Raw genomic sequence first — 23538 nt, forward strand, 5'->3', positions numbered from 1 at the left:
CATGTCGGATGAAAATGTTGCAATCGACACAAGACCTGTAGGAGCGAGCGGTGCGGCGATCCGACTTGCCCGCGAAGAACGATAACGCGGTTTAACCTGCGTTGAGGATGTACCGCTCAATCGCCTGGGCCGCGCCGTCTTCGGTGTTGGTGCCTGTCACCACATCGGCCTGGCGCTTCACCGCTTCTTCCGCCTGCCCCATGGCAATTGACAATCCGGCGCGATGAAACATCGCCGGGTCATTGCCGCCATCGCCCATCGCAGCGGTCTGCTCCAGCGGCACACCGAGAAACTCGGCCAGTGTCGCCAACGCAGCGCCCTTGTTCGCCTGCATTGCCGTCACGTCCAGATACACCGGTTGCGAGCGCGAGACCTGTGCCTGGCCCTCCACTTTCGGCAATAACTGCGCTTCCAGTTCGATCAACAGTTGTGTGTTGCTGCTGGTGGCAACGATCTTGTCGATGCGCGTCAGAAACGGCTCGAAACTCTCGACCACCACCGGCGGATAACCGAGGCCGTGCTGCTCGCGCGGGACCATCGGCCCACTCGGGTCTTTCAGCAACCAGTCGCCGCCACTGAACACCCAGACTTCAACGTCCGGCTGATCGGCAAACAGTGCCAACGCCGTCAGCGCAGCCGTTGCCGGTAAATAATGCGCGACCAGCAAACTGCCGTCGGGATTGACGATCGTGCCGCCATTGAACGCCGCCGTTGGCAGATCGACGCCGAGGGCTTCGATCTGCTGCAACATGGCTTTCGGTGGACGCCCGGTGGCCAGGCTGAACAGCACGCCAGCCTCGCGCAAGGATCGGACGGCCTCAATGGTGCGCTGGCTGAGCGTGTGATCGGGCAGCAGCAATGTGCCATCCATGTCGCTCAGCAGAAAACGGATGGGTTGTTGCGTGACGTCACTCATCCGAGACCATGCCAGACGCGACCGTCGCGGGCCAGCAGCTCATCAGCCGACTTCGGGCCGTTTTCGCCGGCCGGATAGCGCTGCACGCTCGCGTCCAGTTGCCAGGCATCGAGGAATGGCTGCACGGCGCGCCAGCCGTTTTCGATGTTGTCGGCGCGCTGGAACAGCGTCTGATCGCCAGTCAGGCAATCGTAGATCAGCGTTTCGTAGCCGGTGGACGGCTGCATTTCAAAGAAATCCTTGTAGGCAAAACCCAACTCGATATTGGCCATTTTCAGGGCCGGCCCGGGCCGCTTGGCCAGCAGGTCGAACCACATGCCTTCGTTGGGTTGAATCTGGATGCGCAGGTAGGTCGGTTGCAACTCATCGACCTCGGTATCGCGGAACTGCGCGTACGGCGCAGGCTTGAAGCAAATGACGATCTCGGTGTCGCGCACGCTCATGCGCTTGCCGGTGCGCAGGTAGAACGGCACGCCGACCCAACGCCAGTTGTCGATCATGACTTTCAGCGCGACGTAGGTTTCGGTATTGCTGTCCGGCGCTACGTTGCCTTCCTCACGATAACCGGCCAAGGGTTTGCCATCGAGTTCGCCGGCCGCGTATTGGCCACGCACCGAGTTGGCCCGCGCCTCTTCCGTGGACCACGGACGTATCGCGCCGACCACTTTGGCTTTCTCGCCACGGACCGCATCGGCGCCAAAGGCTGCCGGCGGTTCCATCGCCACCATCGCCAGCAACTGGAACAGGTGATTGGGCACCATGTCCCGCAGGGCGCCGGTGTGTTCATAAAAACTGCCACGGGTTTCCACGCCGACGGTTTCGGCGGCCGTGATCTGCACGTGGTCGATGTAATGGTTATTCCAGAACGCTTCGAACAGGCTGTTGGAGAACCGGCTGATCAGGATGTTCTGCACGGTTTCCTTGCCCAGGTAGTGATCGATCCGGTAGATCTGGTTTTCCGACATCACCTTGAGCAAACACGCGTTCAACGCTTCAGCGGTGTGCAGATCGGAGCCGAATGGTTTTTCGATCACCACCCTTCTGAAGGCTTCGGGTGTTTCTTGCAGCAAGCCGGCGGCGCCGAGACGGCGCACCACCTCACTGAAAAAACGCGGCGCGGTGGCCAGATAGAACACCGCGTTGCCGGTGCCGCTGGCGGCGATTTTTGCCGCCAGCGCTTGATAAGTGCTGTCGTCCAGGAAGTCGCCCTGGACGTAGCTGATGCCTTTGGCAAGCTTGGCCCACAGCGCCGGGTCAAGGGCTGCGTCGCCCTTGCCGACTTTGGTGGCCGCTTCGGTCCGAATGAAATCTTCGAGCTTCTGCGCAAAGGCTTCGTCACTGATGGCGTTGTGGTCAACGCCAATGATCCGCAGTCCATCGCCAAGCAGACCGTCGCGACTCAGGTTATACAGCGCCGGCATCAGCAAGCGCTTGACCAGGTCACCATGGGCACCGAACAGAAACAGCGTGGTCGGTGGTGCGGGTTCTGCCTTGGATTTATTGCGGATCAGACGGGTCATTTTTTCGCAGTCTCCACATGGCCGCCGAAGCCGAAGCGCTGGGCCGAAAGGATCTTGTCACCAAAGGTGCCTTGACCGCGCGAACGGTAGCGGGAGAATAGCGAGTTCGACAGCACGGGTACGGGCACCGATTGTTCCATGGCGGCTTCGATGGTCCAGCGACCTTCACCGCTGTCAGCGACCGAGCCTGAGTAACCGTCGAGTTTCGGATCGCTGGCCAGTGCGTCGGCGGTCAGGTCGAGCAACCAGGACGACACGACGCTGCCACGGCGCCAGACTTCGGCAATGTCGGCCACGTTAAGGTCAAAACGCTGATCTTCCGGCAGGTTGGTGCTGGCCTTGGTCTTGAGGATGTCGAAGCCTTCGGCGAAGGCCTGCATCATTCCGTATTCGATGCCGTTATGGATCATCTTCACGAAATGGCCAGAGCCTGCTGGACCGGCGTGAATGTAACCGCGCTCGGCGCGATCGTCTTCCGACTTGCGGTCCTTGGTGCGAGGGATATCGCCCATGCCCGGTGCCAGGCTGTCGAACAGCGGATCAAGGCGTTTCACCACCTCGGCTTCGCCGCCGATCATCATGCAGTAACCACGCTCCAGGCCCCAGACGCCGCCGGACGTGCCGACATCGATGTAGTGCAGGCCTTTCTCCGACAGGGTTTTCGCCCGGCGGATGTCGTCCTTATAGAAGGTGTTGCCGCCGTCGATGATGGTATCGCCGGCTTCGAGCAAGGTGCTCAGGGTGTCGATGGTGTCTTCGGTCGGCGCGCCGGCCGGCAGCATGACCCACACCGCACGTGGTTTGGCCAGGCCTGCGACCAGCGCCGGCAGGTCGATGACGCCCTTGGCGCCTTCTGCGGCCAGAGCGTCGACGAAGGCGGTATTGCGGTCGTAAACAACGGTGGTATGCCCGTTGAGCATCAGGCGACGCGCAATATTTCCGCCCATGCGGCCCAGTCCAATAATCCCGAGTTGCATGTGCTGATGCTCCCTACTACAAATAAAATGTGTCAAAGGTTATAGCCCAACGCGACTAATGTGGGTTAGTCCAGAGCGCTGGCGTGAAGTTTCCGGGCATTGTGCCCGATCCTGACTGATAACGTCAGAAATCGAACTGAAGACACAACGACCCTGAAAAATAAAAAAGTTCCCTTCAGGGGCAAAAGAAATCAAAATTGGCGCCGATAGTAAATAAGCACCGATGTCGGGGCGGATTTACAGTTGAGACAGCCATTTGCGAGGTGAGCAATGGGCACAGTACAAGCAGCACGGCCAGCACAAACCCTTTACGTCACGATCCGTCGTGATGAATTGCGCCAGTTGAAAGAAGAGCGCGACCTGTTGAAGCAGGAACTCGCGCGGCTGCGCTTACTCACACAAAGCTCTTCGGTTCAGCCTTTGCCCGTCACCCAGCGTGCTCCCCACGCCTGATCCCCTCGCTTGATTCGGAAACAGCCCTCTGCTGTTTCCGACACCGCTTCCCTGCCTTGCCGTTTGCGGCAACTCACAAAGTTTTCACACCGACCTGTTGATACTCCGGCTCATTATGGCCGCTCGGTATCCGCGCGGTTTTCGTTCGTCGGCAACATGGAGGCTCCCGACGGGTCGACGATTTCTTGGCTGGAGCGCTGAATGACTGTGTTTAAACGCAGCACTACGACTGCGAAAGGTTTCGATTGGGCAGGATTTCTCTGGCTGTTCCTGTTCTTCTGGTATTTTTCCGGCATTACCCAACTGCTGATTCAACTGACGGGCACCTCGGGTTTCACCGGGTTCCGCCAGGCCTTTGTGATGAGTGCCATCTGGCTCGCGCCGATGCTGCTGTTCCCTAGACAGACACGAGTGTTGGCCGCGCTGATTGGCGTGGTGCTGTGGGCCTGTTCGATGGCCAGCCTGGGTTATTTCTTCATCTATCAGCAGGAATTTTCCCAGAGCGTCATCTTCATCATGTTCGAATCGAACATCTCTGAAGCTGGCGAGTACATGACCCAGTATTTCGCCTGGTGGATGGTGGCGGCGTTCCTCGCCCACACGCTGTTCGCGTATTTCCTGTGGACTCGCTTGCGTCCGGTGTACATGCCCCGCGGTCGAGCGCTGGTAGCCGCGACCGCCATCCTGGTAGCCGTGGTCGGTTACCCGCTGATCAAGCAAACCGCGCGCACCGGTAGCCTGGCCGGCGGCTTCGAGAAATTCGAAACCCGTATCGAGCCGGCGGTGCCTTGGCAGATGGCGGTGGCGTATCACCGTTACCTAGACACGCTGGCCGGCATGCAAGACATGCTCGACAGCGCGAGCAAGATTCCACCACTGAAGAACCTCAAGGACACGATGGCCAACCAGCCAGCGACCCTGGTGCTGGTGATCGGAGAGTCCACCAACCGTCAGCGCATGAGCCTCTACGGCTACCCGCGTGAAACCACGCCGGAACTGGACAAGCTCAAGGATCAGATGGCGGTCTTCAACAACGTCATCACCCCGCGCCCGTACACCATCGAGGCGTTGCAGCAGGTACTGACCTTCGCCGACGAAGAAAACCCGGACCTTTACCTGTCCACGCCGTCCCTGGTCAGCATGATGAAACAGGCGGGCTACAAGACCTTCTGGATCACCAACCAGCAAACCATGACCAAGCGCAACACCATGCTCACGACCTTCTCCGAACAGGCCGACGAGCAGGTGTACCTGAACAACAACCGCAACCAGAACGCCGCGCAGTACGATGGCGACGTCATCGCGCCGTTCAACAAGGCACTGGCAGACGCCGCGCCGCGCAAGCTGATCGTTGTGCACTTGCTCGGTACGCACATGAGCTATCAGTACCGTTATCCGCCAACCTTCAACAAGTTCACCGATCGCAAAGGTGTGCCCGAGGGCGTGCGTGACGACCAGGTGCCGACCTACAACAGCTACGACAACGCGGTGCTGTATAACGACTTCGTGGTGTCGAGCCTGATCAAGGACTACGCCAAGTCCGATCCGAACGGCTTTCTGATGTACCTCTCGGACCACGGTGAAGATGTCTTCGACTCCCCGGGCCACAGCACGCTGGGGCGCAACGAGGCCAAGCCGACGTCGCCGATGTATACCATTCCGTTCATGGCCTGGGCTTCGCCGAAATGGCGTGAAACCCACGACTGGAGTTTTGCCGGTGACCTGGCGCGGCCGTACAGCAGCTCTCACCTGATCCACACCTGGGCGGATCTGGCGGGTTTGAGTTTTGACGAACTGGACCGCAGCAAGAGCCTTGTGAGCGACAGCTTCAAGCCGCGTCCGTTGATGATCGGTAATCCGTACGAGCGTCAGTCGCGGCCGTTGATCGACTTCAGCCTGATGAAGCCCAAGGGCAAGCCTGGCGATCCGGAGGTTGCGCATAATTAATCCATGGCTCCAGCGCACACCTAGCAGCTGGCGAAGCCCTGTGGGAGCGGGCTTGCTCGCGAAGGGGTCGCCAGCTTCTACATCATCGTTGACTGACACACCGCTTTGGCGAGCAAGCCCGCTCCCACAGGGCTTCGCCAGCTGCCACAGGTCTAGTGTTTCCAGCTTTCTTCTGCATGAAAGCCACCTCCGAAACATCTTAAAATAACAATTATTCTCGTTTAGAACTAAATCCCCTCCTCCCCCTTCGTCTTTGAACAAACGGAATTTTTCCCTCGAAGACAAGGAGTCGGCCGCGATGTTCGCGCCTATCACCCGTTCCATGACCTTTACCCTGGGCCTGTGCAGTGCTGCACTGAGCCCCGATCTGCTGGCTGAAACCGTCCCCGATCAAGAGCCAAGCCGCACCCTTGAACTGGGCATCACCAATGTGACCGCCCAGGGTTTGGGCAGCACCACCGAAAACACCGAGTCGTACACCACCGGCGCCATGAGCACCGCGACGCGGTTGAACCTGTCGATCAAGGAAACGCCGCAATCGGTGTCCGTGGTCACGCGCCAGCAGATGGACGATTTCAAACTCGGCACGCTCTCCGAAGCCATAAGCCAGACCACCGGCGTGGTGGTTCAGCACAACGACTCGGACCGCGTCAGCTATTCGTCCCGCGGTTACTCGATCAACAATTTCCAGATCGACGGGATGCTCAACACCTTCAGCTACATGAAGTCTGATTCCGACACCATCATTTACGACCGCATCGAAGTGGTTCGCGGCGCGACCGGCCTGACCACGGGTGCCGGCGATCCTTCAGCGACGATCAACATGGTGCGCAAACGGCCGACCGCGCAATGGAAAGCCCAGACCGGTGTCAGCGGCGGCAGCTATGACGATTACTACAGCTATGTGGACGTTGGCGGACCGCTGGCTTTCGACGGGCGCCTGCGCGGTCGCGGTGTACTGGCCTATCGCGACAGCGGTTCCTACCGTGACAAGTACCAGCAGCAACGGGAAGTCGGCTACGGGATTCTCGAAGCCGACCTGACCGACGACACCGTGCTCGCCGTGGGTTACGACTATCAGGACAAGCAGGTGCAAGGCACCTCCTGGGGCACCGTGCCCTACTGGAACGCTGACGGCAGCAAAGCCAACCTGGGACGCTCCACCAACATGGCCACGCCGTGGAGTTCGTGGCCGCTGAAGGACAAGACCGCGTTTGCCACGCTGAACCAGCAACTGGGCGCCGGCTGGCAGCTCAAGGCGGCCTACACCCACCGCGAGAGTGACACCGACGGCAAGATTTACTATGGCGGTGGCGGTTTCCCCGAGGCGGATCGCAGCGGCATGTTCGCCAACGTCAGCCACATGGTCGGCACGCAAAAAATGAAGGCCTATGACTTCAACGTGTCCGGCCCATATTCGTTGTTCGGACGCGAGCACGAAATGATGATTGGCTATGGCGAAGCCGAACGCAGCGAAGACAACCCTTACACGGTAGACGGCGCACGGTCGTCGGATTACGAGAAAGTCCCTGACTGGAAGTACATGGGCGGCATTCCCAAATTCCCCGACACCGTCACCAGCCTGAAAGGGTCCGATGAAAGCACCCGGCAAAAGGCCGGTTACCTGGCCACGCGCCTGACCCTGACCGACGACCTGCACGCGGTACTCGGTAGTCGCTACGGCAGTTGGGAGATCTCGAAAAACACCTACACATACGACAGCAACCTGCAACGGACCGGTGTTGAAGCCATCAGCCAGCAGCACAACGACATGTGGACGCCGTACGCCGGGCTGCTCTACGACCTCACGCCTGAATACACGGTGTACGTGAGCTACACCGACATTTTCAAGCCGCAGGAGGATCGCGACAGCAATCACCAATACCTGGAGCCGGTGGTTGGCAGCAACTATGAACTGGGGCTCAAGGGCAGCCTGCTGGAAGAACGACTCAACCTCGCCACCGCGGTGTTCTGGAGCAAGCAGGACAACGTCGCCGAACGCGACGACTCGGTGCCACCGGACCCGGTCACCGGCGAGGAATTCTTCAAATCGGGGGGCAAGGGCAACAAGGTCCAGGGCTTTGAAGCCGAGGTATCCGGCGAGGTGATGGCGGGCTGGAACATGACGGCTGGCTACACCTACACCCACTCGGCCAATGGCGAGAAGCAGCGCAACAACACCAACCAGCCGTTGAACATGCTCCGCTTCTCCACGGCCTATCGCCTGCCCGGCGACTGGCAGGCACTGACCGTGGGCGGCGCGGTGAACTGGCAAAGCGACGTCTACCGCGCCGCCAGACGCCCGGTCGGCCGTGGCGCCGATGGCGAAATCATCACCGCCAGCACCAACATCCGCCAGGAGGCGTACACCGTGGTCAAACTGATGTCGCGTTACCAGTTCGACAAGCACCTGTCGGCTTCGCTGAACGTCGACAACCTGTTCGACAAAAAGTATTACGACAACGTCGGGTTCTACAACGGCGTCTATTGGGGCGACCCGCGCACGGTCACCCTGAGCCTGGACTGGAAGCTCTGAGGTGGTTAATTCCCAAATAACGGAATCGGCGGATAATGTCCCGGCAACATTGGTTCATGGATGAAAGGCACCCGATATCCGTAGTGGGAGGCAAACCATGAAACGTACCGCGTTGATCCTCGCCAGTCTGATGATGTTCGGTTCCACCGCTGCCTTTGCCGAAGGCGGCGCCGAACGAATGAGGTACTACTTCGAAACCCTGCGACTCAAACAACAGCAGGCTAATGGCGTCGAAACCAGATCTATTGAACTGCGGGTTCCGAACGATCAAACGGCACAGGTGACCGAAACCTATCGGCCGAACTAAACGATGACTGACGGGCGTCCTGATGGACGCCCTTTTTCATGCCCGATTGAAAAGCTTCAAGCGCCCAGCAGTACACCGCAAAAGCCGCCGAGCAGCACCAGCAACCACGGCGGGCATCGCCAGAACAGCAACGCCATCAATGCCAGCACCGCCAACAGCACATCCAGCGGGCCGAGGATCGAGGTGGTCCACAACGGCTGATACAACGCGGCCAGCAACAATCCGACCACCCCGGCATTCACCCCGGCCAGCGCCGCTTGCACCCGGCCATTGCCACGCAAGCGCTGCCAGAACGGCAGGACGCCGATCACCAACAGCAGCGACGGCAGGAAAATCGCCAGTACGCACACCAGCGCACCACTCCAGCCGCTGATGGACGCGCCGAGAAACGCCGCGAACGTGAACAACGGCCCCGGCATCGCTTGAGCCGCGGCGTAACCGGCGAGAAACACGTCGTTGCTCAGCAATCCCGTGCCCACCACCTGACTTTGCAACAGCGGCAACACGACGTGGCCGCCACCAAACACCAGCGCACCCGTGCGGTAGAAGCCGTCGAACAGGCTGATCAGCGAGTCCGGCCAGCGGTGCGAAATCAGCGGTAAACCCAGAAGCAGAGCCACGAACAGGCCGAGCGCCAGCCAGCCTGCCAGTCGACTGACTCGAATCGACAGGCCCTCCTGCTGCGCTCCATTTGCGTTCTGTAGCAAGACCAACCCGATCAACGCCGCCACGGCCATCACCGTCATCTGCCCGGCAGACGTAGGCCAGAGCAACACCCCGACAGTCGCCACCAGCATGATGCCCACGCGCACCGGACCTCGGCATAACGTACGGGCCATTCCCCACACGGCGTGGGCTACCACGGCGACGGCGACGATTTTCAGCCCGTGAATCAAACCGGTCGGCAATGCCCAGCCACCGTGGGTGATGGCGAACGCCAACAGCGTCAGGATCAGTGCCGAAGGCAAAGTGAAACCCGCCCACGCCGCCAATGCCGCCGAATAGCCGGCACGGGACAAGCCCAGCGCCATGCCCACCTGACTGCTCGCCGGGCCCGGTAGAAACTGGCACAGGGCAATCAATTCGGCGTAAGCGGCTTCGCTCAACCAGCGCCGACGCTGAACGAATTCACTGCGAAAATAGCCCAGATGCGCGACGGGGCCGCCAAACGAGGTCAGCCCCAGACGCAGGAAGATCAGGAAAATCACCCACGGTTTGTCTGCCATGGGCGCCCTGCCCTGCGTGCCATCGAGGCTATTCATGGGGCGTTAAAGGTTCTTGGTCCAGAACAGCATTCGGCCATGGGCCGGGTCGATCATGCCGGGCGCAAATCCGAACTTGCCATATGACGCCTGCGCGACAGCATTGCCTTCGAGGACTTCCAGGGTGATCTTGCAGCAACCCCGTTGACGGGCGATGTCTTCAACCTTTTGCAGCATCCTCTGGCTCAACCCCAAGCCGCGAAACTTCGGCGCTACCGACACATCGTGCACGTTGACCAGCGGCCGGCACGCAAACGTCGAGAAACCTTCGAAGCAATTGACCAGCCCGGCTGGCTCGCCGCGGACAAACGCCAGTACGCTGAACGCATGAGGACGCTTGGCCAGCTCCCCCGGAAGTTGTTGCAGGAGGTCTTCGGGCAATGGCTGCTCGCCGCCCATCGGGTCTTCGGCGTAGGCATTGAGCACCACGCCGATGGCTTCGGCATGCAGTGGATTGGTGTAGCTGGCCTGAAGTACCAGAATTTCTGCGGATTCCTTTTCCATCGTCAACGTCCCGTCAAGTTGTCCCGGCACGTCTGTCGCACCGGGAGGTCGACGGACATTATCGCGAGGCGCCGTCTTCGACAACCCGAACCTTTCTCAAACGCCCCAGATCAGCGTTTCGGTCCAGCCCAGTTCGGTAAAATCCTCGGCCCTCAACCGCGATTCACCGGCGCAGAAAAATTCGTCCAGTTGCGGCGGTTTGACCGAAGTGCCGCTGAGCATGGCGTGAACCTGACCGCGATGATGAAGCTGGTGCTCGAACAGGTGCGACAGTAAGCGCAAACGGCTGTCATGTTGCGGCGTGTCCCGGGCGATGGTCACGATTCGCCCCAGGTCGGTGTCGCGCAATTGTTCGCAGTAGGCAATCAGGCGGCGGTCGACATACGCTTGTTCGCGCTGCAGCTCGTCGCCCGTCGTGAACGGTTCGTCCTCGGTGAAGAACACATAGCAATCAGGGTGCGGGTCGTGGCCGCGCAACTCCCGCTCCAGCGCATCCACGTAAAACCAGTCGCAGGTCAGGATGTGGTTGAGGGTGGCTATGAGGCTGGGAAAGAAGCTGACGCGCGGTGCCGCCAGTTCGGCCGGGGTCAACCGATTCCACGCTTTGGCGAGTCGGTAATTGGCCCAGGCATTCTGATAAGCCATGGTCAGCAAATGATGAGACAGGGGCTGATTCATCTTCGCGGCTCCCGGTAATTAGGCTTCGGCGAAACGTTGCAGCTGCATTTCCTGTAAACGGCTTAACGTGCGGCGGAACGGAAATTCCAGGTACCCCTCGGTGTACAGCACGGCCATCGGCACCTGCGCTTCGAGGTACAGCGGCACCTTACGGTCGTAGCACTCGTCCACCAGGGCAATGAAACGCCGGACACCGTCGTCATGCACTGACAATTGCGGCAGCTCGCGATCACCGGCCACGACCCGCTCGGCACCGTCTTCGGTGCCTCGGGCGATGCGTCCTTCGCGTTTCTGCGCGCTGAGATTGGGCACGTCACTCAACAGAATAGCGCTGAAGGTGTCGCACAGGGCCATGAAGTCCATGGCGGCAAACGGCTGTTCGCACAGGTCGGCGTAACGGCACCAGAGCACGGTGGCACTGGCCTGCACCACGTTGACTGAACGGTAACCGACCGTGATCGGCTCGTCGGACAGCGACTGCCCAACGGTCAGTGCCTTGAACACTTCACCGAGCGCGCTGGGCTGCCCGGGCGCCGTCACCCAGTAACGTTGCAGAGCAGCGCCGGGATGCAGGCGATGGTCTTCGCCGCCATCCACCGCGATCACCTGCATGTGCTTTTTGATTGCTTCAATGGCGGGGACGAAACGGTCGCGGTTGAAGCCATCGGCGTACAGCTGGTCCGGCGGCTGGTTGGAAGTGCAGACCACCACCACGCCCTGCTCGAACATCACCTGAAACAAACGCCCGAGGATGATCGCGTCGCCAATGTCGTTGACGAACAATTCATCGAAGCACAACACCCGCACTTCTTCGCTCAATTCACGGGCCAATGCCTTCAACGGGTCGGCGGTGCCGGTCAACTGAAACGAACGCTGATGCACCCAGCCCATGAAATGGTGAAAGTGCTGACGCCGGGCCGGGGCCTTCAGGTTTTCGTAGAACTGGTCCATCAACCAGGTCTTGCCCCGTCCGACCGGCCCCCAGAGGTAAACGCCAGTGATCGGCGCGCGGCCTTCATGCAAGGCTTCGTGGCATTTTTGCAGCGCCCACACGGCATGTTCCTGGGCTTCGTCCTGGACGAAACCCTTCTGTTCGATGGCGTGTTGCCAGGCACTTAAGGGAGAGTCGACATTCATGCGCGGGAGTATGCCACGCGTCAGGATTTACAGAGAGATGTCTAGCCTGGCGATCTTGCCCTGTTCATTGAGGCGGAACATGTACCTCAGTTCCAGGGGACTGCCGGGAAATGTCCCGGAAATCAGGTTGTGCACCAGGACTTTGCCGGTGCGCAGCTGAACGTCGAGCACTTCGACCCGTGGTTCGTAACGTTGCGCAGTGTCTTGCATCCATTGGGCGATGGCTTGCGTGCCGATCCGGTGCTGGCCCTCATCGAACACGTTGGCATCCTCAGCGAAAAAACTGCCAACACGCGAGGTGTCGCGAGCATTGGCGGCGGCAATGTAAGCGGCGATGGCGGGTGCCAGTGAAGAGGCTGGATTGGACATGGGTGCGGCTCCTTGTTTATTGATTCTGGAGCCATGCTAGAACAGGTCTGTGTCAGTTCTTGTCAGGAGTGAAACGCCCGGCCTCATCCAGTTGCATTTGCTTGCGCCAGGTGCGCAACAAGTCGCTGCGCCGCCCCGGATAGCGTTCGCCCTGCTCATGGGCAGCGGAAATCCGGTCGGTGCGAAAGGTGCGATAGGCACTGCGCAACTCACACCAGGAGACAATGATCCGCACCTCATTGAGAAAGCCCAGCGCCAGTGGCCAGATCAACCGCTGACTGGGCACCTGATGGGCGTCCGCATAGTCGATATTCAGTTTGGACTGATCGCGGATAGCTTGACGAAAGACGCTCAACGGCACTGCATTTTGCGGATAACCATAACCGCGCGGGCCCGGCAGCACTGTCGGATTGCGCAATGCATCTTGAGCTTCAGGGGCCAACACGGCCGCAATCTTCGCCAGAGCGTCGGCCGCGGCTTTGCTCAACACCTCGTCGCCACGCTGATCCACGTAACGCAAACCCAGCACGATGGCTTCGGTTTCGTCAGCATTGAGCATCAGGGGCGGTAGAAACAAACCGCTGCGCAACACATAACCGACCCCCGCCTCGCCGAAGATCGGTGCGCCCAGCGCGGTCAGTTCGGCGATGTCGCGGTACAGCGTGCGTTCGGAAATCTCCAGTTCACCGGCGAGCATTGCAGCAGTGGCCGGACGACTTTTACCTCGCAGCACTTGCAGCAACGTGAGTAAACGAGTGGTACGCGACACGATCGGCAGGCTCTTTCCTGAAAAGTCGTCGGAGCTTAGCAGAGGCTGCTGTCAGAAACTGGCAGGAGCAAAAGGCTGCGCGGACGCTCAGTCACACCTACTTTGTGGCGAGGGGTCGACTGAAGAAGCATTGCCCCGCAGGTCGGACCTTTTGCCCCGAATGAAAAAGCGCCTTGACGGCTCATAATGCTCACATAATATTAAATACATGTTGCTGGACATTTATATCCTCTCCCCGGCGTCGTTTTTCAGGAGTTACCTCGTGCATTACAAAGTCTTCGGCCGCAAAACCGGTTTGCGGGTTTCGGAACTGGCGCTGGGCGCCGGTAACTTCGGCACCGGCTGGGGCGTCGCCGCTGGGTGGTGGGTTCCTCACGGGCAAGTACCGCAGCAATGATGAGAACAACCGCGCCGCCAAACTCGGCATGCTGATTCACACTGAGAAAAGCGCCCACGAAACCGCCCTGCTCGACACGTTGCTCGCGGTGGCGGCTGAACTTGGAGCCACACCGACCCACGTGGCCATTGCCTGATTGCGGGAAAAGGCCAAGCGTTCGACGACGGCGCTGATTCCGATTCTTGGTTCACGTACTCGTGAGCAACTGGATGCGACATTGGGTGCGTTGAACGTGCAATTGAGTGCTGAGCAATTGTCGCGGCTTGATGAGGTCAGTGGTGTGTCGAAGGGTGTTCCGCATGAAACGATTACCGGTTCGGGGGCGCGCTATACCGGGGCTGAGGCCCTCGATCTGCCAATTATCCCGGTAGCCTGAAAAAGCTTCGCGGGCAAGCCTCGCTCCTACAGGTTCGATGTGATCCTTGTAGGAGCGAGGCTTGCCCGCGAAGGCGTCTTACCGGTTGACCTTATGTCTGGCCGCATACAGGCACAGCATTTCCATCGCCAATGTCGCCGCCGCCAGTGAGGTAATGTCCGCATGGTCGTAGGCCGGTGCCACTTCCACCACGTCCATCCCCACCAGATTGATCCCGCGCAACCCGCCGAGTATTTCCAGCGCCTGCATCGTGCTCAAACCGCCGCATACCGGCGTTCCGGTGCCGGGTGCGAAAGCGGGGTCGAGACAATCGATGTCGAACGTCAGGTACACCGGGTTATCCCCCACCCGCGCACGGATCGCCTCGACAATCGCCTCACACCCTTGCCGATGCACTTGCCGCGCATCCAGCACCTCAAAGCCCTGGTGATCGTCATTGGTGGTGCGCAAACCGATCTGCACCGAGCGCGACGGATCCACCAGACCTTCCTTGGCCGCGTGCCAGAACATGGTGCCGTGATCGACGCGCTTGCCCTCTTCGTCCGGCCAGGTGTCGCTGTGGGCGTCGAAGTGGATCAACGACAGCGGGCCATGTTTGCGTGCATGGGCCTTGAGCAGCGGGTAACTGATGAAGTGGTCACCGCCGAACGTCAGCATCGCGCAACCGCCGTTGAGGATGTGCTCGGCGTGGGCCTCGATGCTTTCCGGCACCGAGTGCGGCGAGCCGTAATCGAAGTCGCAATCGCCGTAGTCAATCACCGCCAGATGATCGAACGGATCAAAGGTCCACGGCCAGTGGCGTTCCCAGGCGATTCCCGTAGAGGCGGCGCGAATGCCACGCGGTCCAAAACGCGCACCCGGGCGGTTGCTGGTGGCGGTGTCGAAGGGCACACCGCTGACCACCACGTCGACGCCGCGCAAATCACGGCTGTAGCGACGACGCATGAAACTGGTGATACCGGCGTAGGTACTTTCGGCGGCAGTACCAAAGAGGCTGTCGCGGGTCATGGCCTGATCGTTTTGCATCGGGACGTCCATGGTGATCTCCTTATTATTTATTGGCGGCTACGGAAAGTGGTCCACAGACGAGTGCGCAAGCGCATGTCCTTGAGGCTCATGCTGCGGTCGGCGTACAGCCGTTCGCGGGTGTCCGCCAGTGGGTAGATGTCCGGGTCGGTGCGCACGGCTTCATCCACCAGCGGGGTCGCCGCCTGGTTGGCCGTGGCAAAGAACAACGTGTTGGTCAGCGCCGCCACGGATTCGGGGCGCAACATGAATTCGATGAACGCCCGGGCCGCTTCGGGGTGCGGTGCGTCCTTGGGAATCGCCAGGTTGTCCTGCCAGACCAGCGTGCCTTCCTTGGGAATCCGGTAGGCCACCTCAAACGGTTTGTTGGCCTTGCGCGCCTGGTCGGCGGCCATGCTGGCATCGCCGTTGTAAGTCAATGCCAGGCAAACACTGCCATTGGCCAGATCGCTGATCTGCCGCCCGGTGGCGACGTACAGCACATTGGGCTGCAACTGATGCAACAACGCCTCGGCGGCTGTCAGATCAGCCTTGTCGGTGCTGTAGGGATCTTTACCGAGATAGTGCAATGCCAGGCCGATCACCTCTTGCGGCGAATCGAGAATCGCAATGCCGCAGTCCTTCAGCTTGCTGGCGTATTGCGGCTTGAACAGCAGGTCGAGGCTGTTGAGCGGCACACCCGGCAAGCGTTGTTGCACCGCTTCGACATTCATCCCCAACCCCAGCGTGCCCCAGGTATACGGCACGCCATAACGATTGCCGGGATCGACGGCGGCGAGTTTTTCCAACAGGTCCGGGTCGAGGTTGGCGTAACCCTTGAGCCCTTCGTGAGCAATCTCCTTCAGCGCCCCGGCCGCCAAACCACGGGCCAACACGCTGGATGACGGCACCACCACGTCATAGCCGCTGCCGCCGGTGAGCAGTTTGGTTTCCAGCACTTCCGAAGAATCGAACGTGTCGTAGCGCACGTGAATGCCGGTTTCCTTTTCGAAACGCTGCAAGGTTTCAGGCGCCACGTAATCGGCCCAGCTGTAGAGGTTGAGGGTCTTTTCCTCAGCCTGGGCCGACACGGCCATGGTGAGGAACAGCGCGGGTAAACACAGCTTGATTGCGGGAGCCATGACGAACACCTGACCAGAGGAAGTGGTTGCAGCGTGCGCGCTCGGATACATTGGCGAAATATCAAGTTTGTTAACCTGACTTTATTGCGGAGTAATGTTTGATGCTCGGTCAACTCCACGACCTCGACCTGCAACTGCTGCGCTTATTTGTCCGCGTGGTGGAGTGCGGCGGTTTCAGCGCGGCGCAAGGTGAACTGGGTTTGAGCCAGTCGAGCATCAGCCAGCAAATGGCCAAACTCGAAACCCGGCTCGGCTATCGCTTGTGCAGTCGCGGCAAGGGTGGATTCAGGATCACGCCCAAGGGCGAACAGTTGCTGAGCGCAACACGCGGGCTGTTTGAATCCATCGAAGCGTTCCGCCATCAATCCAACGGCGTGGCGGGTCGTTTGATCGGCGAAGTTCGCCTGGGCTTGTCCGAGGCATTGGATCAATCGGTGCTGCAAAAAGTGGCCGATGCCATCCGGCGTTTTCGTGAACGTGACGAATCGGTGCGCATCGAGTTGATGAGCGCCATGCCCGGCGAGATGGAACGCCTGCTGCTGCAACAGCGACTGGACCTGGCGATCGGCTATTTCTCCCAGGTGCAAAGCGCGTTTGACTACCGCGAACTGTTCACCGAAACCCAACACCTGTACTGCGCCCCCGGGCATCCGCTGTTCACCGACGATGCGCCGGATGATCTGGCGTTGCAGGCGTGTGACCGGGTTGATCATCCTTATCGCTTTCTGCGCATGGATGAGCCCTTCCAAGGGAAGCTATGTTCGGCAAGGTCCGAGCAGGTCGAAGGCACCCTCGCCTTCGTGCTGTCCGGTAAACACGTCGGGTATTTGCCCAATCACTTTGCCCGCGGCTGGGAAGACAAAGGCTTGCTGCGCGCTGTGCGCCGGGATGACATGAGCTTCGACGTGGCGTTTCATCTGGCGCGCCATCGCGCTCAAGTGCCGGGGGATGCGCAGAAGGCGTTTGAAGAGGATCTACTCGCGGCGTTTGCCTGAGACCAGCGACATTCTCGTGGGAGCGACCTGGGTATCGGGCTCATCGCTCGCCTCGAAATAGTCTTTCTGGCATCCTGCGCCTCCATTTTCTGACCCGGCCTGCCTTTCGGCCCGCAAACAACCATGACCGCCTCTGAAAAAGCCCCTGCCCCGCGCCACAACGATCTGATTTACGGCCTTAACGATCGCCCGCATCTCACCGCCACGGTCTTCGCTGCCCTGCAACATGTGCTGGCGAGTTTCGTCGGCATCATCACGCCAACCCTGATCATGGGCGGCGCCCTCGGGCTGCAAAGCGAAGTGCCGTACCTGATCAGCATGGCGCTGTTTGTCTCGGGCCTGGGCACGTTTGTTCAGGCGCGGCGGTTCGGCCCGATCGGTTCCGGCCTGTTGTGCCTGCAAGGCACCAGCTTCTCGTTCATCAGCGTGATTCTCAGCGCCGGGTTCATGGTCAAGGCCCGGGGTGGCGGCACCGATGAAATCCTCTCGACGATCTTCGGTGTGTGCTTTTTCGCCGCGTTCATCGAAGTGGTGTTGAGCCAGTTCATTGGCAAGCTGCGGATGCTGATAACCCCCGTTGTGACCGGCACCATCATTACCCTCATGGGCCTGTCGCTGATCAAGGTCGCCATGACCGACATCGCTGGTGGCTTCGGCGCGGCGGACCTTGGCGCGGCCAGTCATCTGGCGTTGGCGGCGCTGGTGCTCGGCACAATCGTGGTGTTGAACCGGGTCGATGTGCCCTTCCTGCGCCTGGGGGCGATTGTCATTGGCCTGACCCTCGGTTATGTCGTCGCTTGGCTGATGGGCGACGTCAACTTCGCCAGCCTGCCCGACGTACCGCTGATGAGCGTGCCGGTGCCGTTTAAATATGGCTTCAATTTCGATTGGGTGGCGTTTGTGCCGGTGGCGGTGATTTTCCTCGTGTCGCCATTGGAAGCCGCCGGTGACCTGACCGCCAACTCGATGATTTCCCGGCAGCCGGTCAAGGGCCCGATTTACATCCGCCGGATCAAGTCCGGTCTGCTGGCTGATGGCCTCAACTCGGCCATGGCGGCGGTGTTCAACAGCATGCCGATGGTGACCTTCGCCCAGAACAACGGCGTGATCCAGCTCACCGGCGTGGCCAGCCGTTACGTGGCGTTCTTCATTGCTGGTTTGTTGGTGCTGCTGGGGCTGTTCCCGATGATCGGCGCGGTGCTGCAGTTGATGCCTAAACCGGTGCTTGGCGGCGCTGAACTGGTGATGTTCGGCACCGTGGCGGTGGCCGGGATCAAGATCCTCGCCGAAGCCGGTTTGCATCGACGCAACATGCTGATCGTGGCGATTTCCATCGGTATGGGCCTGGGTGTCGCCGCGGTGCCGGAAGTGTTGCGCGAGCTGCCGAAGGCGCTGCACAACATCTTCGAATCACCGATCACCGTCGGGGCGTTGTGCGCTATCGTGCTGAACATCTTCCTGCCCGAAGAATTCATCGAGCTGGAAGAGGACGATTTCGATCCGGAAGCCTCGATCCTCCAGGTCATGGAGAATCCGGATGTCCCGGCCAAGGGTGAACCCGCACGGCCTGCGGCGGTCGCACAGTTGAACCGCTAGAAAAGCTCAAGGGCTGAGCCGCTGGCGGTTCAGCCCTTTTCTACACGAGAGCCTGTCCATGCGCAGCGTCCACGCGACAATCCTTTCCCTGCTGTTGCTCTCCCTGAGCGCCTGCGCCCTCTTCCCCAATCGCGATCCGTTGAACATCAATGTGGTCGGCATCGAGCCGCTGCAAAGCCAGGACATGGAAGTGCGCTTTGCGGTGAAGATACGCGTGCAGAACCCCAACGAAACGCCGATCGACTACAACGGCGTGGCGCTGAATCTGGAGGTCAATGGCCAGCCGCTTGCCTCCGGCGTCAGCGATCAGTCGGGCTCGATTGCACGCTTTTCCGAAACCGTGCTGACCGTGCCGGTGAGCGTTTCGGCGTTCTCGGTGATACGCCAGACCCTGGGCCTGAGCCAGACGCAAACTCTGAACAATCTGCCTTACGTGCTGCGCGGCAAACTGGCCGGCGGTTTGTTTGGCACGATGAGGTTTGTGGACACTGGCAAACTGAGCTTGCCGGGGGCTACTGCCGGCACCTGGTAATCCCGAAAGATCCTGACGCTGGAGATCCCAATGTGGGAGCGGGCTTGCTCGCGAAGAGGCCGGCACATCCAGCATAGATGTTGAATGTTATGGCCCCTTCGCGAGCAAGCCCGCTCCCACAGGGTTCCTGGCCGGCCGGGAGATTGTGATGGACCCAATTCCAATTGTGGGAGAGGTTATGTGTTGAAACGGACGCCAGGTCTGGCTCGTTCGTCGACGCTCAGCTCAAACACATCCGGGCGCGCGTAGTGACCGACCACATCGAAGTCGTAGCGCGCGCGGATCAAGTCGTCGGTGTCGATTTCAGCGGTGAGCAACCCCGGCCCGTCTCGCAACGGCCCCGCCAGAATGTCGCCCATGGGCCCGACAATCACACTCCCGCCGGCAATCAGCGGCCGATCCGCCGGCCAGTTGGCGATCTCCACGCCCAAGGCCTGCGGTGAGTCCTGGACCTGGCACGCGCTGACCACGAAGCAGCGTCCTTCATGGGCGATGTGGCGCATGCTGACCTGCCACATTTCCCGCTCATCCACCGTCGGCGCGCACCAGACCTCGATGCCTTTGGCGTACATCGCGGTGCGCAGCAGCGGCATCATGTTTTCCCAGCACACCACCGCGCCGATTCGCCCGACCTGGCTGTCGATCACCGGCAGTGTCGAGCCATCACCCTTACCCCAGATCAGACGTTCGGTGCCGGTGGGCATCAGCTTGCGGTGCTTGGCGACCAGTCCGGCCTGCGGATCGAAATACAGCGCCGTGCAATGCAACGTGCTGCCGGCGCGTTCGATGACGCCGATCACCAGGTTGGCCCCGGTGCGCGCTGACAATCCAGCCAGTGCTTCAGTTTCGGCGCCGGGCACGTCGATGGCGTTGGCAAAATACCGGGCAAACGCCTCGCGACCTTCCGGCAGACGATAGCCCAGTTGCGTGCCGAAGCTCTCGCCTTTTGGGTAACCACCGAGCAACGCTTCAGGCATGACCACCAGCGCGGCGCCGGATTCGATAATCGTGTTTTCCCAGGCGAGAATCTGTTCAAGGGTTTCGGCCTTGCCACCGGGCAAGGCGCCGATTTGCAACGCTGCAACCATGGACTTGGGCATGGCGGTCACTCCGAAAGCAATGAGGTGTTGCCCATTCTCATGCGCCACGGGATCATGAATAAAGCCCGATTCACTGCTGAATGATATGAGCCATATGAATATCGCCACGGTTGACCTCAACCTGCTCAAAGTCTTCGAAGCGCTGCATGAAGAATCCAGCGCCAGCCGCGCGGCACTGCGCCTGAGCGTGACGCAATCGGCCGTCAGCGCGGCGCTGCGACGGCTGCGCGAGATGTATGGCGATCAGTTGTTTGTGCGCACCGGCCGTGGCCTGGCACCGACGCTCAGGGCCAACCAGTTGAAACCGGTGGTGAGCGACGCGCTGAACAAATGCCGTCAGAGCCTGGCGATGGTCGATCCGGCGGCCAATCATTACGACGGACGTTCGGTCACAGTGGGGTTGTCGGATGATTTCGAGATTGCCTACGGGCGGCGATTGATCGAGGCGATTGCGCTCAGTGCGCCGAAATTGCGCCTGATCTTCCGGCAGACTCACAGCCAGATCGTCGCTCAGGCGTTGATGGAACGCAGCATCGATCTGGCCATCACCGCAGGCGGGTTTACCGAGCGGTTGCTCAGCCGTCAGGTACTGGGTGAAGGCGGTTATCTGTGCCTGGTGGACCCGCTCAGCCTGACACCGGGGCAAACGGAAATCAGTCTTGAAGAATTTGTGGCCCGCGAACACATTCTGGTGTCGTCGGGCGGTTTCATCGGGATCACCGATGAAGGATTGGCGGCGCTGGGTCTGAATCGGCGGGTGTGCGCCTCGACGACACACTTTGCGGCGTTGCCGTACTTGCTTAAAGGCAGTCAGGCGGTGGCGACCATTCCGGCCCACGCCGCTGAAAGTATTGCGGCGCTCTGCGGACTGGTGCTACTGCCCTGCCCTTTGGCCTTGCCGCGCTACCCGATCGAACTCGGCTGGCGCACCAGCACGCAGCTCGATCCAGTGGTGTTGAAAGTGCGCGAGGCCATCGTCGCAAGTTTTGCCTGAGGCTGGCCTTACTTGGCGGCCATCAAGCGATTCACTTCACTGCGTACCATGTTCGCGAATTCCGGGGGCGACATGCCGTCGAGTTCCGAGCGAACCCATTCTGCCCATTTGCCTTTGCGCTTGGCGCGCTCACCAAACAACCGCGCGGCCTCGCCCTTGGATTTGCCAAGGTTGCTTTGCCAGAGGTCGAACAGACGGGATTTCTCATCTTCAAGCGCGGCGCGCTCAGCCAGGGATTTGTCGGCCAGATTGAAGCTCATGGGAATTACCTGCGCGTAAAATAGGCGACATCTTACACTGTAGGAGGAAATGTCCGACTCCGGATTTTTCCTCGGCGCACAGTCGATACGCAAACCCGCTGCAACTTTTTCAGTCGTGCAAGACTCCATTGTTCACTGCCCATTTACCTGCAAGGAGTACCCAATGGCCCGGAAAACCGCTACACAAATCGCCAATGACCAGATCAAGGATCAGGCATTCAGCGAACTTCAGTCCCTGATCGAAGAGTCGGAAAAACTGCTCAAGAGCAGTGCTTCACTGGTGGGTGAGGAAGCAGAGACCCTTCGCGCGCAAATCGCTCAGAAACTCCAGCAGGCCCGGGACTCGGTCACCAGTGTTCGCGACCGCACAAAACCTGTGGTCGACGCGACCGAGACGTACATCGGTGGTCATCCATGGCAAACCGTGGCCATCTCCGCCGGTTTCGGCCTGGTGGTCGGGTTGTTGCTGGGTCGCCGTTAAACGGTCACGCTTCGCTGGCAACACAGCAAAAAGGCGAGCTCAATGCTCGCCTTTTTCATGCCCGCGTATGGTGCAGGTCTCAGAGCCCTGCCAGTTCTCGCAGGTTTGCCAACGTCTGAGCATTCAACTGAATGCCTTGAGCGTTGGACTTGGCTCGCTGGTGGTGACGTCGATCGCCCGGCAGGCGCTTAAGCCCTACGCCGTGCATCTGCCGGACCAGTTCCTGGCTGCGCTCGGCGAAATTCTGCCCGGCCGCCTTGCTCGGGTCGATCACGATTAGCAGCTGACCGGTCCAGGGCGTCTTGGCTCCCGGGTGGTTCGACCAATCGAACTCGAAAGAGAAATTGCCGCCGGTCAGTGCCGCCGCCAACAGTTCCACCATCATCGACAACGCTGAACCTTTGTGCCCCCCAAACGGCAGCAACGCGCCCCCTTCCAGAATCGCCTTCGGGTCCTGAGTCGGCTGGCCAAGGCCGTCCACGCCCATGCCCGTCGGCAAGCGTTCACCTTTTTGTGCGGCAATCTGCACATCGCCATGGGCAATGGCGCTGGTGGCGAGGTCAAACACAATCGGTTCACCGTCAGCCCGGGGCGCAGCGAAGGCGATCGGGTTGGTGCCGAACAACGGCCGGTCGGCGCCGTGGGGCACAACACAGGTCATGCTGTTAACCACGCTCAACGCCACCAGCCCTTCATAGGCGAAAGGCTCGACATCCGGCCACAGTGCCGCGAAATGGTGAGAATTACGGATCGCCAGCACCGCGATCCCGGCGCTGCGGGCTTTCTCCACCAACAGTGCACGGGCCGCCGCGAGCGCGGGCTGGGCAAAACCATTGCCGGCATCGACCCGGACGAAACCCGAGGCAACGTCCTCGACCACTGGCACGGCCTGGCCATTGACCCAGCCGCTCTTGAGCGTCGATACATACCCTGGAATACGAAACACGCCATGGCTGTGGGCGCCATCGCGTTCAGCGCCGGCGCAGTTCAAAGCCAGGGTTTTAGCGACATCGGATGAAGTGCCATGGCGCAGGAAAATTTGCTCAAGCAATAGAACGAGCTCATCGAAATCGAGCGATGGGGTGGTCGAACTGACGGCCACTTCGGGCGTTGCGGTCATCTGAAGCTCCAGTTTTATTATTGAGTACGGGCACCAGGGAAACGAGGTTGCAGTGCAACCTGAAGCAGACGTCGATTAAGCGCTGTTTTACCGGCGTCCTGTCAAGTCTCGCCTGTTCGGCTCAAGCAATATGTACCGCACCGAAGCACTCCACTGACCTTAGTG

24 protein-coding genes and 1 pseudogene are annotated in these 23538 nt (G+C 60.2%); 11 read left to right on the forward strand and 14 right to left on the reverse strand.

Annotation, left to right across the window (positions count from 1 at the left end; all coding sequences use genetic code 11):
- Positions 1 to 91: 91 nt before the first annotated feature.
- Genes ACYZTM_RS01080 through gnd form a run of 3 tightly spaced genes read right to left on the reverse strand, consistent with a single transcriptional unit; the run spans position 92 to position 3413 of the window.
- Complete coding sequence (locus ACYZTM_RS01080; protein ID WP_461986458.1) at positions 92 to 916, reverse strand: HAD family hydrolase; 825 nt, start codon at positions 914 to 916, stop codon at positions 92 to 94.
- Positions 913 to 2436 (reverse strand): glucose-6-phosphate dehydrogenase, encoded by a 1524-nt coding sequence (zwf, locus tag ACYZTM_RS01085; RefSeq protein WP_131058641.1) that lies wholly within the window; start codon positions 2434 to 2436, stop codon positions 913 to 915. The genes ACYZTM_RS01080 and zwf overlap by 4 nt, the downstream gene beginning before the upstream one ends.
- Positions 2433 to 3413: a phosphogluconate dehydrogenase (NAD(+)-dependent, decarboxylating) gene (gnd, locus tag ACYZTM_RS01090; RefSeq protein ID WP_461986461.1), complete on the reverse strand. Its 981-nt coding sequence runs from the start codon at positions 3411 to 3413 to the stop codon at positions 2433 to 2435. The genes zwf and gnd overlap by 4 nt, the downstream gene beginning before the upstream one ends.
- A gap of 270 nt (positions 3414 to 3683) precedes the next feature.
- On the opposite strand from gnd, the gene ACYZTM_RS01095 reads away from it, so the two are divergent.
- From ACYZTM_RS01095 to ACYZTM_RS01110, 4 genes are all read left to right on the forward strand, one after another.
- On the forward strand, positions 3684 to 3866 hold the full coding sequence (locus ACYZTM_RS01095; protein ID WP_461986463.1) for a DUF6026 family protein: 183 nt from the start codon (positions 3684 to 3686) through the stop codon (positions 3864 to 3866).
- A gap of 201 nt (positions 3867 to 4067) precedes the next feature.
- The gene (locus tag ACYZTM_RS01100) at positions 4068 to 5813 is read left to right on the forward strand and encodes a phosphoethanolamine transferase CptA (protein WP_131058643.1); all 1746 of its coding nucleotides are present in this window, start codon (positions 4068 to 4070) and stop codon (positions 5811 to 5813) included.
- A 298-nt stretch (positions 5814 to 6111) separates the two neighbouring features.
- Positions 6112 to 8349, forward strand: coding sequence for a TonB-dependent siderophore receptor (locus tag ACYZTM_RS01105; protein ID WP_461986465.1), 2238 nt, complete (start codon positions 6112 to 6114; stop codon positions 8347 to 8349).
- 97 nt (positions 8350 to 8446) lie between these two features.
- On the forward strand, positions 8447 to 8656 hold the full coding sequence (locus tag ACYZTM_RS01110; protein ID WP_131058645.1) for a hypothetical protein: 210 nt from the start codon (positions 8447 to 8449) through the stop codon (positions 8654 to 8656).
- Positions 8657 to 8712: 56 nt separating this feature from the next.
- Here ACYZTM_RS01110 and chrA read toward each other — a convergent pair whose 3' ends face one another.
- From chrA to ACYZTM_RS01140, 6 genes are all read right to left on the reverse strand, one after another.
- Complete coding sequence (gene chrA, locus ACYZTM_RS01115) at positions 8713 to 9882, reverse strand: chromate efflux transporter (protein WP_461986467.1); 1170 nt, start codon at positions 9880 to 9882, stop codon at positions 8713 to 8715.
- 42 nt (positions 9883 to 9924) lie between these two features.
- A complete protein-coding gene (locus ACYZTM_RS01120) occupies positions 9925 to 10422 on the reverse strand; it encodes a GNAT family N-acetyltransferase (RefSeq protein ID WP_131058647.1) in 498 nt (165 codons plus the stop codon).
- 96 nt (positions 10423 to 10518) lie between these two features.
- Positions 10519 to 11100: a DinB family protein gene (locus tag ACYZTM_RS01125; RefSeq protein WP_131058648.1), complete on the reverse strand. Its 582-nt coding sequence runs from the start codon at positions 11098 to 11100 to the stop codon at positions 10519 to 10521.
- 18 nt (positions 11101 to 11118) lie between these two features.
- Positions 11119 to 12237: a cell division protein ZapE gene (gene zapE / locus ACYZTM_RS01130; RefSeq protein ID WP_131058649.1), complete on the reverse strand. Its 1119-nt coding sequence runs from the start codon at positions 12235 to 12237 to the stop codon at positions 11119 to 11121.
- A 27-nt stretch (positions 12238 to 12264) separates the two neighbouring features.
- The gene (locus ACYZTM_RS01135; RefSeq protein WP_131058650.1) at positions 12265 to 12606 is read right to left on the reverse strand and encodes a nuclear transport factor 2 family protein; all 342 of its coding nucleotides are present in this window, start codon (positions 12604 to 12606) and stop codon (positions 12265 to 12267) included.
- A gap of 52 nt (positions 12607 to 12658) precedes the next feature.
- Positions 12659 to 13375, reverse strand: coding sequence for a helix-turn-helix transcriptional regulator (locus ACYZTM_RS01140; protein ID WP_131058651.1), 717 nt, complete (start codon positions 13373 to 13375; stop codon positions 12659 to 12661).
- Positions 13376 to 13637: 262 nt separating this feature from the next.
- Between ACYZTM_RS01140 and ACYZTM_RS01145 the strand changes: the two genes are divergently transcribed.
- Complete coding sequence (locus ACYZTM_RS01145; protein ID WP_461989295.1) at positions 13638 to 13772, forward strand: hypothetical protein; 135 nt, start codon at positions 13638 to 13640, stop codon at positions 13770 to 13772.
- Positions 13726 to 14148: pseudogene (locus ACYZTM_RS01150) on the forward strand (aldo/keto reductase); the annotation flags it as partial. The gene ACYZTM_RS01145 and the pseudogene ACYZTM_RS01150, both read left to right, overlap by 47 nt.
- A 78-nt stretch (positions 14149 to 14226) precedes the next feature.
- Here the strand turns inward: ACYZTM_RS01150 and speB are convergent.
- Positions 14227 to 15186, reverse strand: coding sequence for an agmatinase (speB, locus tag ACYZTM_RS01155; RefSeq protein WP_461986471.1), 960 nt, complete (start codon positions 15184 to 15186; stop codon positions 14227 to 14229).
- A 17-nt stretch (positions 15187 to 15203) separates the two neighbouring features.
- The gene (locus ACYZTM_RS01160) at positions 15204 to 16295 is read right to left on the reverse strand and encodes a polyamine ABC transporter substrate-binding protein (protein WP_461986473.1); all 1092 of its coding nucleotides are present in this window, start codon (positions 16293 to 16295) and stop codon (positions 15204 to 15206) included.
- Between the two features lie 101 nt (positions 16296 to 16396).
- Here ACYZTM_RS01160 and ACYZTM_RS01165 point away from each other — a divergent pair, with 101 nt between their 5' ends.
- The 3 genes from ACYZTM_RS01165 (at position 16397) to ACYZTM_RS01175 (ending at position 19418) form a co-directional block, all read left to right on the forward strand.
- Positions 16397 to 17290 (forward strand): LysR family transcriptional regulator, encoded by an 894-nt coding sequence (locus tag ACYZTM_RS01165; RefSeq protein WP_131058654.1) that lies wholly within the window; start codon positions 16397 to 16399, stop codon positions 17288 to 17290.
- Positions 17291 to 17413: 123 nt separating this feature from the next.
- Complete coding sequence (locus tag ACYZTM_RS01170) at positions 17414 to 18886, forward strand: nucleobase:cation symporter-2 family protein (protein ID WP_131058655.1); 1473 nt, start codon at positions 17414 to 17416, stop codon at positions 18884 to 18886.
- Positions 18887 to 18944: 58 nt separating this feature from the next.
- Positions 18945 to 19418: an LEA/WHy family protein gene (locus ACYZTM_RS01175; RefSeq protein ID WP_461986476.1), complete on the forward strand. Its 474-nt coding sequence runs from the start codon at positions 18945 to 18947 to the stop codon at positions 19416 to 19418.
- Between the two features lie 176 nt (positions 19419 to 19594).
- Here the strand turns inward: ACYZTM_RS01175 and ACYZTM_RS01180 are convergent, their stop codons facing one another.
- Positions 19595 to 20518, reverse strand: coding sequence for a carbon-nitrogen hydrolase family protein (locus tag ACYZTM_RS01180; protein WP_461986478.1), 924 nt, complete (start codon positions 20516 to 20518; stop codon positions 19595 to 19597).
- Positions 20519 to 20603: 85 nt separating this feature from the next.
- Here ACYZTM_RS01180 and ACYZTM_RS01185 point away from each other — a divergent pair, with 85 nt between their 5' ends.
- Positions 20604 to 21512: a LysR family transcriptional regulator gene (locus ACYZTM_RS01185; protein ID WP_461986480.1), complete on the forward strand. Its 909-nt coding sequence runs from the start codon at positions 20604 to 20606 to the stop codon at positions 21510 to 21512.
- Between the two features lie 8 nt (positions 21513 to 21520).
- On the opposite strand, the gene ACYZTM_RS01190 is transcribed toward ACYZTM_RS01185, so the two are convergent.
- Positions 21521 to 21772, reverse strand: a complete 252-nt coding sequence (locus tag ACYZTM_RS01190) for a hypothetical protein (RefSeq protein ID WP_461986482.1) — start codon at positions 21770 to 21772, stop codon at positions 21521 to 21523.
- A gap of 163 nt (positions 21773 to 21935) precedes the next feature.
- On the opposite strand from ACYZTM_RS01190, the gene ACYZTM_RS01195 reads away from it, so the two are divergent.
- Positions 21936 to 22253, forward strand: a complete 318-nt coding sequence (locus tag ACYZTM_RS01195) for an ElaB/YgaM/YqjD family protein (RefSeq protein ID WP_131058661.1) — start codon at positions 21936 to 21938, stop codon at positions 22251 to 22253.
- A 79-nt stretch (positions 22254 to 22332) separates the two neighbouring features.
- Here the strand turns inward: ACYZTM_RS01195 and ACYZTM_RS01200 are convergent, their stop codons facing one another.
- On the reverse strand, positions 22333 to 23373 hold the full coding sequence (locus ACYZTM_RS01200) for an Ldh family oxidoreductase (RefSeq protein WP_461986484.1): 1041 nt from the start codon (positions 23371 to 23373) through the stop codon (positions 22333 to 22335).
- Positions 23374 to 23538 lie beyond the last annotated feature (165 nt).

The organism is Pseudomonas sp. MDT2-39-1 (assembly GCF_054898085.1).